Source organism: Companilactobacillus nodensis DSM 19682 = JCM 14932 = NBRC 107160 (assembly GCF_000615905.1).
Lineage (GTDB): Bacteria > Bacillota > Bacilli > Lactobacillales > Lactobacillaceae > Companilactobacillus > Companilactobacillus nodensis.
Genome location: NZ_BAMN01000033.1, coordinates 1 through 16,573 on the forward strand (window position 1 = coordinate 1; position 16,573 = coordinate 16,573).

The window sequence follows — 16,573 nt, forward strand, 5'->3', positions numbered from 1 at the left end:
TTTAGGATTGAGCCTCTTTTTTTGACCTTGTTGATAGATATGTGATGAAGGCCGACACTAATACGCCAAATGTCACCGCTAGTCTAACGATAAGTAGCAACGATGAATCCACCTTACCATTAACATTGAAGAAGTCTAAAACATTAATACGATAAATATATCCTAATAAATAAACGATTATCATATAGAATAACTGCTGTGAAATATTACCCACAGCCGATAGTTGATACTTAACTAAAAAAGCCCGTTCTGATTCGATTTTCGGGTCATTATAGAGTGAATTGTTAAGGATCGAATTATCTGAACCAACAAACAATGCACATAATAGGATTCCTACAAAGTACGTGATGTTAAAGAATGACAGAATCAAGCCTAGTATCAGTAATGGATATCTCAAATTCAAGTGTTTCTTAAGAATAAATGGTCCAAATTCAAAACCTGCTAAATAGATTACATAGACTGTCAACAAAGTACTAAATTCAAATCGTAAACTACTGTCAAAAATCGTATATAACAGAACAAAATTCATAACAATACCGCGGTTGATCGAAGCCAGACTCAAGGGGTACAAATTACGATGAATCTTCAATTGATACATTAACAAAATCAATAATCCAACTAACGATACTACGCCAATACCCAAGTCCCAGATATGTGGAATGGTCTTGAGTCTGGAATAACGTATCGCAAAGACCAACATAACTAAAACAGTAATGAAGATAACGCCAATAATAGAATAGTTCCTGTCATGTTCCGGAGTTGTACCGTTATGATAGAAGCTGATTTTGTTTTTCATTGTGTAACTTCCATACAGTGATATAGCAAAGAAGACAGCTAATAAAATAAAGGCAGCGTTATAGCTACTGTATTTGACTGACAACCATTCAACTAATCCTAGAATGACCATTGCAATCAATGAACCTTGCCAGTGAAGTTTGGTGATATGGAAGTCATTGATGATCTTACCCTTGGTTCTAACGGTTAAGAAATATGGCCAGATCCAACTAGAAGCCAGACCTAAGAGAATTCCACCCAAAATACCAAAGACCGGATTTAACGCAACAACTATCAACAATGAACCCACTATTCCAAATAGATTGGATATAATCAGCATCGTACTTGCAGAAAACGGAATATAAACTGTCAATAACATCCCGATAGAACGAAATGTATACAGCATTAGGAATGGTAAGACGTAAGCAGCAATATTTTTATTGTTGTTATACAGAGACAGACAAAAGAAATACGGTATTACCACGCCTACATTGGCGAATAGATTCAGTACACCTTCAGAAAAAGTTTCAAAAATTTTTCGCAAAATTCTCTCCTCAATTAAGCAAACTATTTGTTACTATTAATAATCCCATACTTGATCTCTTTGATACAACATAAACGCATAATAACCGCCAACAACAATGATAAAGACTGCGGCTATCCAAATAGTCTTAGCTCCAAGTACCAATTGAAGTAAGGCCGAAATAATTGCTCCACCAGCAAAACCAAATACGAGTTCAATATAAATCAGTGCTGTTTTCAAACTTGCTACGTCATGATCACTGCCAAATAGATAATCCGAAAAACTATTAATTGATTTCTTCAAATTACCAGTTGAGAACACATTATTGTAACTATTACCTTCGATTTTACTAAATGATACTGTCTGCATTGCCATTACTAAGCTAACGGCGGAGTTATATAGAGGTTAGGAACTGATTTGGGTAAGAATCCAATTACTAAACAGGCAGTGAATTCAGCTACTAAAAATGGCAATCGCCAATAGTGCGAACGGTGATTTAAATTTCTAAAATATCCTACAATAAAAATACCAATAATAAAAAATATCATCGTCATTAATTTGGTGAATGCACTCGGAAGGTTTCTCTGAGCTATATCAACACTTAGAAAGACAATATTTCCAGTTTGACCAGCTGCTAAAACCCGACCACGAGAAACAAAAGTATATGCATCGATGAATCCACCGATAAAAGTCAATCCAATTGCAATCTCACGCAATTGAAATAAATGATGTGCTTCATATCGTTTCAAAATTACTTACCTCACAAAAAATAGAGAATTCCTATAATGGGACTCTCCATCATTATAAACTTTTTAATTACATAACCAATCGAACCAAAGCCATGGCCACAATTCCCACAACAACTGTTTTCATCAAATCTTTTAACCAAACAGCCGTTATAACGGTTGGAACCAGTGCTACAACAACATCCCACTTAGGAGTCGCTAATGTGCCGGCCTTAGCATTAAAAACTGTCTCTAATAACAAAGCACACAAAATTGACAATGGTAAATACTGCAAAAATCTCGTTACGATAGCTGGAAACTTGACCATTTTTCCAAGGATAAATGGTGTGATACGTGGTATCCATGTTACCAGCGCACTACCAACTAGAATCAATAATACATTTCTACTTATCATAAGCTAATCCCCCTACTAAGCATCCCAAGAGAGCTGAAATAATAACAGCTACTGAGGAACTTACTAATGACAACAAAATATATAGACTGATGACGACTGTAATAACAACCGCGATCGACTTCTTAGTATTCTTCGATAATTCCCATTCGAACTGTGTTAAGAACAACCCCGCAAACATAGCAGTTAAAGCGAAGTCCAAACCAAATTGTTCAGGATTACTAATAAAATTACCAACTAAGCCACCCAAGAAAGTTGCGACGATCCAAGTGATATATGCAGTAACATTCAAACCTTCCATCCAACGCAATGAGAAGTGCTTTTCTTGTGCCACCGTCGTTGAGAAAACGGCAAATGACTCATCCGTCAGCAAAGAACCAACTGAAACATTGCTCAATAATGATTCTTCACGGAAGTGCGGGCTGGCAGTCATACTCATCAATAAGTGTCTGAGATTAACTAAGAACACCGTCATAACAATACCAGTTATCGATGTATTGGCCAGTAACAATCCACACATAACAAACTGTGAACTTCCCCCATATACAATTGCGGACATCAGTGTGATCTCAAATAAATTCAAATGTGAATTGATACCAACGATACCAAAAGAGAATCCTATTCCTAAATATCCTAAAACAGTTGGCAAACAACTTCTAACTCCATCCCTAAATGTCGTATAACCTGTATCGGTCTCTACTTCCTCCATATATTTCACCCCTCTATAATTCCTTAAATAAAAAAGCCCTGTAAGGCAACATATTCTCCATGCTACCAAACAAGACCCAATTAATAAATATTATTATTTAACTTCAACAAGATCATCAGCAACTAATCTTTCAGCGATTTGTACTGTATTCCATGCTGCACCCTTTAGCAAGTTGTCAGAAACGACCCACATGTTGAATGCACCTTTGTTTTCAAGATCTGGACGAATACGACCGACATATGTATCACGCTTGCCAGTTGCGTTAATTGGTTGTGGATATACTTGGTGTTCAGGATCATCTTGAAGAACTGCACCAGGAGCTTCGTCGATCAACTTACGGATAGCCTCGACACTGGCATTCTCCTTATCCTCAACTTCGATATAGATTGATTCACCATGACTGATAGGAACAGGAACACGGACACATGTAGCTGTAACCTTGATCTTAGGATCATCCATATCACCAAGCATAATCTTCTTTGTTTCATGAATCATCTTCCACTCTTCATGTGAATAGAGATTGTCTTCCAGCACATCGATTTGTGGCAACAAGTTAAATGCCAATGGATAGTGTTCCTTATCACCCTTAGTTGGGAAGATGTCAGCTGACATTTCCTTACCATCCAAGTAATCCTGAGCTTCACTATACAATTCATTCAAGGCACTTTGACCAGCACCTGAAGCGGCTTGATATGTTGAAACGATAATTTGCTTCAAACCAAAAGCTTTTCTGATCGGTTCTAGTGCAACCATCATTTGAATTGTGGAACAGTTAGGATTGGCGATAATACCATGATGATTATAAAGAGCTTTTTCGTTAACTTCTGGTACAACCAACGGAACATCTGGTTCCATTCTGAATGCACTAGTGTTATCAACACAGACAGCTCCACGTTTAACTGCTTCGGGCAATAACTTCTTTGAAACTGATCCACCAGCAGATGCAAGCACAATGTCCACACCTTCAAATGATTCAGGTTTGGCTTCTTCAACAACAACGTCTTCACCTTTAAATTGAAGTTTCTTACCAGCTGAACGGCTTGATGCCAACAATCTGATCTTTGAAACAGGGATTGTTGATTGCTCCAATTGCTGAATTAGACGAGTTCCCACGGCACCCGTTGCACCTAAAATAGCTACTTCATAACCTTCACTCATAATATTCATCCTTTATATCTTAATTTAGTTTTCTAATGATTCTGTGAACGCACGTAAACGTTTCATTGCTTCTTGAATATCTTCCATTGATGATGCGTAAGACATTCTGAAGTGATTCTCTCCACCTTTACCAAAGGCTGAACCTGGTGTAACACCAACTTTGCCTTCTTCAGCAAGCTTTGTGGCAAATTCAACATCATTCAAACCAAGCTTCTCAGGAATGGCTGAGAATGTGTAGAATGCACCTTCTGGCAATTGGGTATTATAACCAATATCGTTTAATTGTTCAACGATATAATCACGACGTTCTTGGTAGATCTTACGCATTTCAATTGGGTCATCAATACCATTCTCTAATGCTTCCTGTGCAGCATATTGAGCTGGGTTTGATGGAGCCGTTACAGTGTATGCGTGCATCTTACCGGCATTTACTACGAAATCAGCAGGTGCGGCGACATAACCGATACGGTAACCAGTCATCGCGTGTGATTTTGATAATCCGTTGATCAAAATTGTCTTACCAGGAAGTAACTTAGCTAGTGACACATGTTTGCGACCATATGTTAATTCAGCATAAATTTCATCCGATAGAACATACATTGGTTTGTCTTTAATTACATCAGCAATTTCTTTTAATTGATCTTCTGAATAGACATAACCGGTTGGATTACCAGGGAAGTTTAAGATCAGTGCCTTAACATTGTCTTCTCCCTCTCGTTCGATAACCTCAGCTAACTTCTTACCAGTTAAGCGGAAGTTGTCCGGTGTTGTGTCAACTTGAATAGGAATTCCACCTAGGACTTTGATGATCGGCAAGTAGAGTGCAAACGTAGGTGTTGGAACGATAACCTTGTCACCAGGGTTGATGATAGCTGCAAGTGATACGAAGACAGCTTCAGTAGCACCAATAGTAACGATAACTTCGTTCTCTGGATCATATTCAACTCCATATTGTTGCTTCAAATAACCTGATACGGCTTTTCTAAGTCCCATTGTTCCGCGTTGTTCTGAATAGTGAGAATCATTGTCCTCAATACTCTTAATAGCTGCTTGCTTAACATGTTCGGGTACATTAAAATCTGGTTCACCCAATGTCAATTTGATAATTCCAGGGACTTTAGCAAATTTCTGTGCGAAAAATCTAATCTGTGAAATTCCCAATGGTGCGATTGTTTCATTTACAACATTCTTAACAGATGAATCTAACTTTGGCATAACGTACTCTCCTATTTTCTTTTGTATATATCTACTATACTATAACAAAAATCCTTATTTAATTAGTTTTTTTGTAATAATTTATCTGTGAATTCTGCGAGACGTTTCATACCTTCTTTAATGTCTTCCATTGAAGTAGCATATGAAATTCTGAAGTAACCTTCACCCGCGTCACCGAAGGCATCACCAGGGATAACACCGACTTTTCCTTCTTTAGCAAGTTTTAAACAGAAGTCATTTGAGTTCAAACCCGTTCCGGCTGGAATCTTAGGGAATACATAGAAGGCACCGTCTGGTTTGATTGTTTCGTAACCCATATTGTTCAATGCATCAACGATGTAATCACGACGGATCTTGTAAGTCTTACGCATTTCAACTGGATCTTCATGACCATTCTTCAAGGCTTCTTCAGCAGCAAACTGTGCTGGGTTTGAAGGACATGTAATAGCAAATGAGTGAACGTTGGCGGCTTGTTCAACGAATCCTTTAGGAGCAGCAATGTAACCGATACGGTAACCTGTCATCGCATGTGACTTACTTAGACCATTAATCAAGATAGTTTGGCCGGGTAGAACGCTAGCAAATGAAACGTGTTTTTCACCGTAAACTAACTGACTGTATATTTCATCAGAGATAACATAAATACCTTTGTCACGAACAACATCGGCTAATGCTTCCAATTCAGCTTTGGTATAGACAACACCAGTAGGATTACCAGGATAGTTAATGATCAAGGCCTTAGCTGCTGAACCCTCCTTATCAATAACTTTGGCAAGTTTTTCAGGAGTGATCTTGAATCCATCTTTTGAAGTATCAACTTCAACTGGAACACCACCAACAAGTTTGATATCGTCCATGTACATTGAGAATGTAGGTGTTGGTACGATAACCTTTTCACCAGGATTAAGAATCGTATATAGAGATGTAAAGATAGCTTCGGTAGCACCGATAGTTACGATAATTTCTGTTTCAGGATCATATTTGACACCATAATCAGTTGATAGGTAATTGCTGATAGCTTCACGTAAACCAAGAATTCCTTTTTGTGGTGTGTAATGTGATTGATTATCATTGATACTCTTAATTGCAGCTTGTTTGGCATGTTCCGGAACATTGAAGTCTGGCTCACCCAATGTTAATTTGACGATTCCTGGAATTCCAGCAATTTTAGAGTTGAAGGCAAGAATCTTGTTGTCTCCAAAAGGTTTGACTAAATCATTTTCAATATTTGCTACACTCTTTGCTAATTCTGGCATATGAACATCTCCGTTAAATAATTTTTTCTAATCCAATAATTAATTCGTCTCGTTTGATAACTTCATTAATCGCTAGTTGAACGCCCTTCATAAATGACTCGCGATCGGTCGTGCTTTGTTTAATAACCAAATTCTCACCAGTGCTTCCGAAGATAACTTCTTCATCGGCAATGAAGCCTGGTAAACGAATGGCATGAATCTTAATACCATGATAATCGCCACCACGTGTTCCTAGTGGATCAGATTCATTAGGGTTCTCTACTTGATCTTTTTGTTGAACTTCATGGATCAAACGCGCTGTATTCAAAGCCGTTCCTGAAGGAGAATCGAGCTTATCTTGATGATGGGTTTCGACGATTTCGGTTTGGTCGAAGTACTTAGCGGCTACTTGAGCAAATTTCATCATCAATACCGCTGAGATACCAAAGTTTGAAGCGATGATACCACCAACTTTTTTGCTATCTGCTAATGACTTCAATTCATTAACTTGATCTTCACTCAAACCACTAGTTCCAATAACTGGACGATAACCGTGTTCAATTGCAAACTTGGTATTGTCAAAAACAGCGGTAGGAATACTGAAGTCAACCCAAATGTCAGCATCGACATCGATTTGTGATAAATCATTGTAAACCTTAACTGAATCATCTAATCCATAAGTTGCTGGGGATAAATCCTTCACGATAGGATTGAATGCTCCTACCAACTGAAAGTTTTCATTATCATTGACCATTTTAACGGCCTTTTGACCCATAGAACCACTGAATCCGGATACGATTATTTTTATCACTTGATTACCTCCTGAATATTTAACTTATCGAATAGCACGTCTTTTTCTTCATCATTTAACGGAAGAATTGGTAGACGGCATCCACCAACATGATAACCTATCTCGTTCAAGGCTGCCTTAGTTGGTGATGGAGATGGATACATAAACAATGCGTTCATCTTAGGCGTTAATTCACGTTGAATTGCACCTGCTGCTTTGTAATCACCAGCATCTAATTGTTGATACATTTCACTCATCAATTCACCATAGACGTGAGATGCAACTGAGACAACACCATTAGCACCCATGACTTTGGCGTATAGTGCTTGAGCATCTTCACCACTGAAGACTGCAAATTCATCACTAGTATGTTCAACGATGTATTCCAAGTCAGCAATCGTATTGCATTGCTTTACTCCGCTGATGTTAGGATACTTGGACAATTTAACAACCGTTTCCTTTTCCATCAAGACACCGGTTCTACCAGGAATGTTGTAGATGATTACAGGTAATGGAGAACTATCAGCAACTGTTTGGAAGTGGGCGATCATCCCTCGTTGATTAGGTTTGTTGTAATAAGGAACGACTACCAAGACGGCATCGATACCTTTGATTTGAGCAACCTTATTAGTGAAGTCGATCGTGCCTTGTGTACTGTTACTACCAACTCCGGCAATTATTGGTACACGTCCATTTACGATTTCAACAAAATGTGAATAGAGTGATAACTTTTCATCCTCTGTTAAAGTTGGTGTCTCACCAGTTGTACCACCGATGACGAACCCCTTACTTCCTGTATCTAATAAATGATTGGTTAAATTTTCTAGTGCGTTATAATCGATTGCTGTTGCATCATCCGTAAATGGGGTGACGATAGCTGTCATTAAGTCTACATTTTCTAACATCTAATTTTCCTCCGAATTCATTCGGTAATTTAAAAAGCCAGTAAATGCTGCAATACCATCTTCAATTGCCTTTTCATTTGGTAAAAAGTCTGCTGAATGCAATGAACCTGGACTATCGACACCTAACCAGAACATTGTTCCAGGAATCTTGTTCAATAAGTAACCGAAGTCTTCACCGGTCATTGCTGGCGCCATATCTTGATATTTGGCATCTGATTGTTTCATATAATTAATAAATCTTGTTGTTAATTCAGGATTATTTTCAACTGGATAATATCCACCTTGATTGAATTCTAAGTCGATCTTGTCATTGAAGGATAACTCCAATCCCTTGGCAACTTCAACGATACGTTGGCGAATGAACTCGATCATATCCTGAGTTAGACCACGAATCGTTCCTTCGATCCTAGCAGTTCCGGCGATGACATTTCTGATCGTACCAGCTTCCAACTTACCGAAAGTAATAACTCCGCATTTAGTTGGATCGATATTTCTCGAAATAATCGTCTGAACTTGAGTGATGAAGTTTGCGGCAATAACAACCGCATCATTAGCTTCATGTGGATAGGCTGCATGCCCGCTAGTTCCATGAACTGTTACGTTCACTTCCGTTGTTCCAGCGAATAAGGTTCCGTTACGACATCCGATGACACCAGATGGTAAATCAGCGTTATCGTGCAAACCATAGAATTCATCGACTTGATATTCACCACTGAAGACTCCGAGATCATAAGCTTGTCGCCCACCACTCTCACTCTCTTCAGCTGGTTGGAAGAAGAATACTAAATTATCTTTTGGTTGGTTTTCAGAATAGTAATTTAGTATTCCTAGAGCAACCGTCATGTGTAGATCGTGGCCACAGGCGTGCATGATACCTTGATGCTTAGATGCATATGCTAAGCCGTTGTTCTCAGTAACCGGTAGAGCATCCATATCGGCTCGATAACCAATAGTTCTCTGTGGATCACTACCGGTAACTTTGACTAACAAAGCTGTTGGTAATTCTGAAATTTTTTTTAACTTTAAATAATCTTGTTTGAAAGTTTTAATAACTTCTAATAAATATTTATGTGTTTCTGTTTCATGTAATGCCAATTCTGGTATCTGATGAAAATTTCGTCTAATCTGAATCAGTTCATCTTCGGATAAAGTCATGATTACAACTTCCTTAGAGTGCTTTCAATGTGTGTTTTATCAGTTGTCTGTTGATCTTTAACTTTGATAACTTTGGCAGGTACTCCGACAACGACTTCGTTAGGAGCAACGTTCTTAGTCACAACTGCTCCAGCTCCAACGACTGCATTATCACCAACTTGCACACCTTCAAGGACAACTGCATTAGCGCCAACCGTAACATTATTTCCGATACGGACAGGATCAGCTGAGGCTGGTTCAATTACGCCGGCAAGAACTGAATTAGCACCAATATGAGAATTTTCACCAACGATGGCACGTCCACCAAGGACAGCACCCATATCGATCATGCTTCCCTTACCAATTTCAGCACCGATATTGATTACAGCTCCCATCATGATAACAGCGTTATCACCAATTCCAACTTGATCACGAATGATAGCTCCTGGTTCGATACGTGCATTGATACCCTTGATATCAAGCATTGGGACAGCTGAATTCTGTGCGGCTGTTTCAATATAATAATCGTCAACTTGACTTAATAATGGTTGAATTTCTGAATAATCACCGACCAAGACGCCAGTTGAATCATTCAAGAAGGACTTAACACTAACTGGAACATCAAGTTTAGCAACATCCCCTTTAACAAAAACCTTAACTGGTGTTACCTTCTTAGAATTTCCAATATAATTAATAATTTCTTCAGCATTCATCTTGCTCATCGTACTTCCTCCAATTTTTTCAACCTATTATATATACGTAAATTTTATAAGTAATCCAAATCCAATTTAGTTAAATCTTCAAATGATTCTCGTTTAACAACTAGTTTAGCTTTGCCACCTTCAGCGAAAACAACCGCTGGACGTGGATTGCGATTATAGTTGGATGCCATCGAATATCCGTAAGCTCCGGTATCTAACATTGCTAGAACATCCCCTGGCACAACATCTGGTAGCTGCACAGAGTCTATCAAGATGTCACCTGATTCGCAATACTTACCAGATACGTGAACATCTTGTGTAAGTTTGGCATCCATTTTGTTAGCAACTACTGCCTCATACTTAGCTTGATACAATGCCGGCCTGATGTTGTCTCCCATACCCCCATCAACATTAATGTATGACTTGAGGTTAGGAATATCCTTGTGTGACCCGATGGTATACAAATTGTAACCAGCTGGTCCTACAATGGAACGACCAGGTTCGATCCAGATCTCAGGTAGTGACAAACCATCCTTTTGTGCATCTTTTTTGACAACCTTAGTAATTTGTTTGATGAAGACATCTGCTCCAATCGGTTCATCTTCAGATGTATAACTGATTCCGAAGCCACCACCAAGGTTTAGAACTTGCGGTGTGAAATCATATTTTTGATGCCAATCATTTGAGATCTCTACCATCTTATGTGCCAACATCGTGAAGCCTTCGATTCCGAAGATCTGTGAACCAATGTGAGCGTGAATACCGATCAAATTCATATTAGAATTCTTAAGCACTAACTGAAGTGCCTTTTCAGCTTGCCCAGATTCAACATCGAATCCAAATTTACTATCAACTTGTCCAGTTTGATCATATTTATGTGTATGCGCTGAAATACCAGGTGTAAGTCGCAACATTACGTTGATAGAAGCATTCTTTTCATTTAATACTTTTTCTAATAATTCGATTTCATAGAAATTATCGATAATAACAACACCAATATGATTATCAACTGCCATTTCTAATTCTTCTAATGACTTGTTATTACCATGAAAACTAATTTTGTCGGCTGGAAAACCGGCCTTCAAAGCTGTGAATAATTCTCCTCCAGAAACGACATCTGTATGAAGATGTTCTTGTTTCAAAACCTGATACATGGCTACAGTAGCGAAAGCCTTACTTGCATAACTGATTTCATATTTGAAACCACTCTGCTCAAAGCTTGCTCGGAAGCTATTGATTGTTTGACGAATTTGTTCAACATCATAAACAACTAACGGAGTTCCATATTCGTGTGCTAATTCAACACTGTCGACACCGCCAATTACCAAATGTCCATTAGAACTCTTTAATTCACTACTAATCATATTTTTAAACAACCTTTCTTTTTCTGGAGAGATGGGATAAAAAAAGACCCCTTTGCTTAAAACAAAGAGATCCAAAATTGAAATTATTCTGCATCATAATTGTCTAAGCGCACCGCAGCGACATTTTGCTGCGACAGTTCGTGTCATCTTATTAACACGTCCCAGCACATCGGACTCTGCAGATCCGACGCTTCGGCAACGTCCCCTTTCAATAAGTTCAATGCCATGCAGTGACTCCCTTATTTACTAATGTCAGTTGCGACCTCTTTTGTTTTGTTGTTAAAAGATTATAACAACTCTAATAATTCGTCAAGGTAAATTAGCTACTTTCATGATTTTTTCTAATTTTTTAAACATTTATCTTGTTTTAAAGCATAAAACTGCTAAACTCTACATTAAAAATGTATTAATGTTTCAAATAATTAATGAGGTGATTGATGTGAAAGTCGTCAAGTTTGGCGGTAGTTCACTAGCAGATGGTGAACAGTTCCAGAAGGTTATAGATATTGTAAGTAGTGATAAGGATCGAAAAGTCGTAGTCACATCCGCACCAGGTAAACGATTTGACGGAGATATCAAAGTTACTGATCTATTGATCAAATATGCAACTGAAGTTTTAGATAAAGAAGAATATAAAGATACATATAATAAAATAGTAGATCGATACAAAGAAATTTGTGACTATTATAAATTAGGTCCTGAAACATTAGAAATAATCCAGAAAAAGCTTACAGATTTGGCCACTGAAAAGTTCACAGATGATGATCATCTAATGGCAGCATTCAAGGCACATGGTGAATATTTGAACGCCATTACCCTAGCTGCAGTATTAAATCATGAAGGTATTAAGGCTAAGTTCATGAATCCTAAAGACGCCGGATTCTTACTAGGTGGCTCACCTAATAACGCTGACGTTTTACCAGAAACATATACTAATTTGGCAAAATATCAATTCGATGATGCTAAAGTTATTTTCCCAGGCTTCTTTGGATACAGTAAAGACGGATCAATCTATACCTTCACACGTGGAGGTTCAGATATTACTGGGGCCATTCTAAGTCGTGGCTTCAAAGCTGATTTGTATGAGAACTTCACTGACGTTGATGCCATTTACGTAGCCAATAATCACGTTGTTGATCATCCACAAGCTATCAAGAAGATGTCTTATCGTGAGATGCGAGAATTATCGTACGCCGGTTTCTCAGTTTTTCAAGATGAAGCAATTATTCCCGCTGTTGAAGGACAAGTACCGGTCAACGTTAAGAATACCAATAATCCAACTGCACCAGGTACAATGATCGTGCCGTCACAATTCTTGTTCGATCCTGCTAACTTGATTACTGGTATTGCTAGCTCCAAACGTTTCTCGGCGTTATACATCCATCGCTATTTATTGAATAAAGAAGTTGGTTTCACACTGAAGCTTCTTCAAATATTTTATAAGTACGGCATCTCATATGAACACATGCCATCAGGAATTGATGACTTAACTGTTATTTTTGACAAGAGTAAATTGGATGACTCAACGATCAAACAATTGTGTGCTGAAATTAGAGCTACGATCAAACCAGATTATTTGGAATGGATCGATGATTATGCAATCATTATGGTAGTTGGTGAAGGAATCGCCCACAACATCAATACCATTGGATTAATTATCGATTCCTTAACTCAGAACAACATTGCCGTTCACATGATCAACCAAGGTGCATCACGCATCTCGATCATGATTGGGACTCAGGCAAAAGATGCTAATCGCGCAGTTCAAAATATTTATGATACTTTCTTTAACTAAATAATTAATGAGGTGGAAAAAATGGCTCAACTTCTCAAGGTCCATGGATCAGAAAATCAATTTTTCATCCTAGATCAAACAAAATTGGAAAATCAATTATCTGATGATGAACTTAAACAACTAGCTATTAAACTTTGTAATCCTAAGAATGACATTCTGGATGGTGCCGATGGACTACTAGTTGTTAATGATTCCAAGTTTGACGATTGTCTTGGACAAATGCGTGTTATTAACGCTGACGGCAGCGAAGCCAAGATGTGTGGTAATGGGTTAAGAACCGTTAGCCGTTATCTATCTGAAAAATTCAACAAGGATTCATTCAAAGTAGAAACATTTGAAACTAATTTAGACGTTAAGAAGTCCGACGACTTCTATAACAACGTCCCTGCTTTCAGTGTTCAGATCTCCCCCATTTCATTCGCCAAAGATGACCTACCATTCGAATATCAAGGCAAATTAGAAATGATCAACGAAGAAGTTCCCGAATTTCTTCCTAAGCAAACATTTACCGCTGTAGCAGTTCCAAATCCACATCTGATAAGTTTTGTTGACGAAGTCGATGAAGATGACCTAGGAGAAGTCGGACAAGCTCTAAACGCTCCTAACGCTTACTTCCCCGAAGGAGTTAATGTCAGTTTCTGTGAAATTCTTGATGAGAACAAGTTATTCGTTCAAACATATGAACGTGGCGTTGGTTTCACTAATGCCTGTGGAACTGGAATGTCTGCTACTAGCCTAGTTTTCGCATTGTTAAACGATGACTACTTTGATCCTGACAATGACATTACCGTCTACAATCCAGGCGGCATGGTTAAAACAAATATTCAGTTATCTGCACATAAAGAGGATAGCAAGATTCATTTGATCGGTAATGCCACCTTCACACATAACTTGGACGTCAGTGAAAGTGATCTGCATTCAGCAAACCTAGATAATATTGAAATATCAGAAACTGGTGAAGAAGATTATTATCAAGAGTTTGTAAATTCAATTAATGAAGCTTAAAAGCGGCCGTTAGGCTGCTTTTTTATTGCAGTAATATCTTTGTACAAATTAATACAAAACGTCTTTAAAAAGACAAAAAAAGACATCAATGAGTTTATTCTCATTGATGTCTTTTTAGTAGTGCGCCTAGTAGGAGTCGAACCTACAACCTTCTGATTCGTAGTCAGACACTCTATCCAATTGCGCTATAGGCGCATAACAATTAATTAACTTACGAACATTATTGTACCATAATATTTTTATTTGTAAGTACTTTTTTTGATTTTTTCTTCATTATTTTGTTTGGTATACAGTTATAATGTAGTACTTGTTTACTAAATATAATAAAAACAAATTGTGTCATTTTATAAAACCGTCTCCAAAATATTTAGTATTGAGATACAAAAAAAGTATTGAACTTAAATATCATTAGTTAAAACATTAGATTCGATGAATGATATCTACTATACTTGATGTATACAAATGATTGCGCGCTTACATGTCACTGGGTAAATATATTTTTACAAAGAAAAAAATAATATTTAATTGGGGGATTATATTATGAATAATCAGAGAATGACTAGAACTCAAATGCACAACACATCCAATAATAAAAGCCGTAGAAGGAAAGGAAAAAAATCAAAACATAATAACCCATTTTACAAGAAATGGTGGTTTTGGTTAATTGTAATAATTCTCATTATTATCGCAATTCCCAAGGGTGGGACTTCTAAAAAAGATACTGCTAGTAGCCCCTCTCCAAAAGAGGAATCTACAACTAAAAAAATTGATACAACATCTTCGCAAAATAATACAAACGCTAATACTAAAGATAATGAGCCAAAAATCCCAACAGATTATATAAATGCTCTAGCAAAGGCAAAAACTTATTCAGATGTTATGCATATGTCAGAAAAAGGTATCTATGAACAATTAACTTCTAGTTCTGGAGAAGGATTTGACGAAAAATCTGCCCAGTATGCAATAAATAATCTCAAAGCGGATTACAATAAAAATGCTCTAAAAAAGGCTGAATCCTATTCGACTGACCAGCATTTATCCAAGCAAGGTATTCTTGAACAATTATCTTCTGATTCTGGTGAAAAGTTCACCCAAGAACAGGCTCAATATGCTGTAGACAATCTCAAAGCAGACTACAACAAGAACGCCCTAGCAAAGGCAAAGAGTTACTACAACGATCAACACATGTCTAAAGATGCGGTAAAAGAACAATTGAGTTCTGACGCAGGAGAAAAATTCACTCCTGAAGAAGCTCAATATGCCGTAGATAACTTATAATAAATTAGCCTTCATGGGCTTTTTATTTTTAGTATCAAAAGAACATACGTGCCCTTCTATGAAATTGTTATTAACGGTTATCTTACTTATTTAATTCCGTATATCTCATCAATTAATATATTTAGAATATTGAAACTAAACAAAATAACTAACGTAATCCTATGCTAAGAATTAAAGTCTCTAAAAAACTAATCACGTTGATAAAATGAAGAGAAAGCACAACATTTATAACTTTCATTTGATCTAAGAACAAAAAAAAGTTTTTAATGCTGCTAAAAAAATGAATTCTGGATTAATGAAATACATTCCTTTCTCGTCTTGTCTCATATTAAACCTGCGACGTTATGAAATCCTCTCCGTCAGGTGGCAAGATATAAAAGATGGTATATTAACCGTTAATAAAGCAGAAAAGAAAAATGACCAACAGGACGGTAAAATAATGGAAAAAGATAGGAATAAATAAGAAAATAAAGACACAAAAAAAGGGCGCCATATCATTGATATGACGCCCTTCCTACATCATTATAAACTGATGTAAAATAATGGAAAAACATTATAACGGAGAGTAGGAGATTCGAACTCCTGATACAGGCAAAACCCGTATACATGATTTCCAATCATGCTCCTTCAGCCACTCGGACAACTCTCCATAATTAGGAAAACGGTTATCAGATCTGATTTAATGTAAATTTATATAAAAAATACATCTAATTCTTGCGAACTAGATGTAATATCTGATGCACCTAGGTTTTTTCCTAAGTATATAACTCCGGATGTCAGACTCGAACTGACGACACCCTGATTAACAGTCAGATGCTCTACCAACTGAGCTAATCCGGAATAATACAGC

Annotated in this window: 16 protein-coding genes, 3 tRNA genes and 1 riboswitch; of the genes, 3 read left to right on the forward strand and 16 right to left on the reverse strand. The window is 37.3% G+C overall.

What is annotated here, in order from left to right; all coding sequences use genetic code 11:
- Position 1 precedes the first annotated feature (1 nt).
- The 13 genes from JCM14932_RS13045 to lysA form a co-directional block, all read right to left on the reverse strand.
- Complete coding sequence (locus JCM14932_RS13045; RefSeq protein ID WP_025025247.1) at positions 2-1,318, reverse strand: hypothetical protein; 1,317 nt, start codon at positions 1,316-1,318, stop codon at positions 2-4.
- A gap of 36 nt (positions 1,319-1,354) precedes the next feature.
- The gene (locus tag JCM14932_RS17515) at positions 1,355-1,672 is read right to left on the reverse strand and encodes a DUF1275 family protein (RefSeq protein WP_268870380.1); all 318 of its coding nucleotides are present in this window, start codon (positions 1,670-1,672) and stop codon (positions 1,355-1,357) included.
- 2 nt (positions 1,673-1,674) lie between these two features.
- A complete protein-coding gene (locus tag JCM14932_RS17520) occupies positions 1,675-2,046 on the reverse strand; it encodes a YoaK family protein (protein WP_268870381.1) in 372 nt (123 codons plus the stop codon).
- A gap of 67 nt (positions 2,047-2,113) precedes the next feature.
- A complete protein-coding gene (locus JCM14932_RS13055; protein ID WP_025025248.1) occupies positions 2,114-2,437 on the reverse strand; it encodes an AzlD domain-containing protein in 324 nt (107 codons plus the stop codon).
- Complete coding sequence (locus JCM14932_RS13060; protein ID WP_025025249.1) at positions 2,427-3,143, reverse strand: AzlC family ABC transporter permease; 717 nt, start codon at positions 3,141-3,143, stop codon at positions 2,427-2,429. Before JCM14932_RS13060 ends, JCM14932_RS13055 begins: the two co-directional genes overlap by 11 nt.
- Before the next feature lie 93 nt (positions 3,144-3,236).
- Complete coding sequence (locus tag JCM14932_RS13065; RefSeq protein ID WP_025025250.1) at positions 3,237-4,301, reverse strand: aspartate-semialdehyde dehydrogenase; 1,065 nt, start codon at positions 4,299-4,301, stop codon at positions 3,237-3,239.
- A gap of 24 nt (positions 4,302-4,325) precedes the next feature.
- Positions 4,326-5,516: an aminotransferase class I/II-fold pyridoxal phosphate-dependent enzyme gene (locus JCM14932_RS13070; RefSeq protein WP_025025251.1), complete on the reverse strand. Its 1,191-nt coding sequence runs from the start codon at positions 5,514-5,516 to the stop codon at positions 4,326-4,328.
- 62 nt (positions 5,517-5,578) lie between these two features.
- Positions 5,579-6,772, reverse strand: a complete 1,194-nt coding sequence (locus JCM14932_RS13075; RefSeq protein ID WP_025025252.1) for an aminotransferase class I/II-fold pyridoxal phosphate-dependent enzyme — start codon at positions 6,770-6,772, stop codon at positions 5,579-5,581.
- A gap of 13 nt (positions 6,773-6,785) precedes the next feature.
- On the reverse strand, positions 6,786-7,562 hold the full coding sequence (gene dapB, locus JCM14932_RS13080) for a 4-hydroxy-tetrahydrodipicolinate reductase (RefSeq protein ID WP_025025253.1): 777 nt from the start codon (positions 7,560-7,562) through the stop codon (positions 6,786-6,788).
- Entirely contained in the window at positions 7,559-8,446 is an 888-nt protein-coding gene (dapA, locus tag JCM14932_RS13085; protein WP_025025254.1) for a 4-hydroxy-tetrahydrodipicolinate synthase, read from the reverse strand. The genes dapB and dapA overlap by 4 nt, the downstream gene beginning before the upstream one ends.
- The gene (locus JCM14932_RS13090; protein WP_025025255.1) at positions 8,447-9,601 is read right to left on the reverse strand and encodes an N-acetyldiaminopimelate deacetylase; all 1,155 of its coding nucleotides are present in this window, start codon (positions 9,599-9,601) and stop codon (positions 8,447-8,449) included.
- Between the two features lie 2 nt (positions 9,602-9,603).
- Positions 9,604-10,302, reverse strand: a complete 699-nt coding sequence (dapD, locus tag JCM14932_RS13095) for a 2,3,4,5-tetrahydropyridine-2,6-dicarboxylate N-acetyltransferase (protein ID WP_025025256.1) — start codon at positions 10,300-10,302, stop codon at positions 9,604-9,606.
- A 44-nt stretch (positions 10,303-10,346) separates the two neighbouring features.
- On the reverse strand, positions 10,347-11,645 hold the full coding sequence (lysA, locus tag JCM14932_RS13100; RefSeq protein ID WP_025025257.1) for a diaminopimelate decarboxylase: 1,299 nt from the start codon (positions 11,643-11,645) through the stop codon (positions 10,347-10,349).
- A 97-nt stretch (positions 11,646-11,742) separates the two neighbouring features.
- A riboswitch (Lysine riboswitch) is annotated at positions 11,743-11,921 on the reverse strand.
- Between the two features lie 163 nt (positions 11,922-12,084).
- Here lysA and JCM14932_RS13105 point away from each other — a divergent pair.
- Both JCM14932_RS13105 and dapF read left to right on the forward strand, forming a co-directional pair.
- Positions 12,085-13,440 carry an aspartate kinase gene (locus JCM14932_RS13105; RefSeq protein WP_025025258.1) on the forward strand — a complete coding sequence of 452 codons (1,356 nt, stop codon included), beginning with the start codon at positions 12,085-12,087 and terminating at the stop codon, positions 13,438-13,440.
- A gap of 21 nt (positions 13,441-13,461) precedes the next feature.
- Positions 13,462-14,445 (forward strand): diaminopimelate epimerase, encoded by a 984-nt coding sequence (gene dapF, locus JCM14932_RS13110; RefSeq protein WP_025025259.1) that lies wholly within the window; start codon positions 13,462-13,464, stop codon positions 14,443-14,445.
- Between the two features lie 121 nt (positions 14,446-14,566).
- Here dapF and JCM14932_RS13115 read toward each other — a convergent pair.
- A tRNA-Arg gene (locus JCM14932_RS13115) sits at positions 14,567-14,640 on the reverse strand.
- Between the two features lie 375 nt (positions 14,641-15,015).
- Here JCM14932_RS13115 and JCM14932_RS13125 point away from each other — a divergent pair.
- A complete protein-coding gene (locus tag JCM14932_RS13125) occupies positions 15,016-15,723 on the forward strand; it encodes an Ltp family lipoprotein (protein ID WP_034543499.1) in 708 nt (235 codons plus the stop codon).
- A 559-nt stretch (positions 15,724-16,282) separates the two neighbouring features.
- On the opposite strand, the gene JCM14932_RS13130 is transcribed toward JCM14932_RS13125, so the two are convergent.
- Both JCM14932_RS13130 and JCM14932_RS13135 read right to left on the reverse strand, forming a co-directional pair.
- Positions 16,283-16,372 (reverse strand) — tRNA-Ser (locus tag JCM14932_RS13130).
- Between the two features lie 118 nt (positions 16,373-16,490).
- Positions 16,491-16,563 (reverse strand) — tRNA-Asn (locus JCM14932_RS13135).
- Positions 16,564-16,573: the final 10 nt, after the last annotated feature.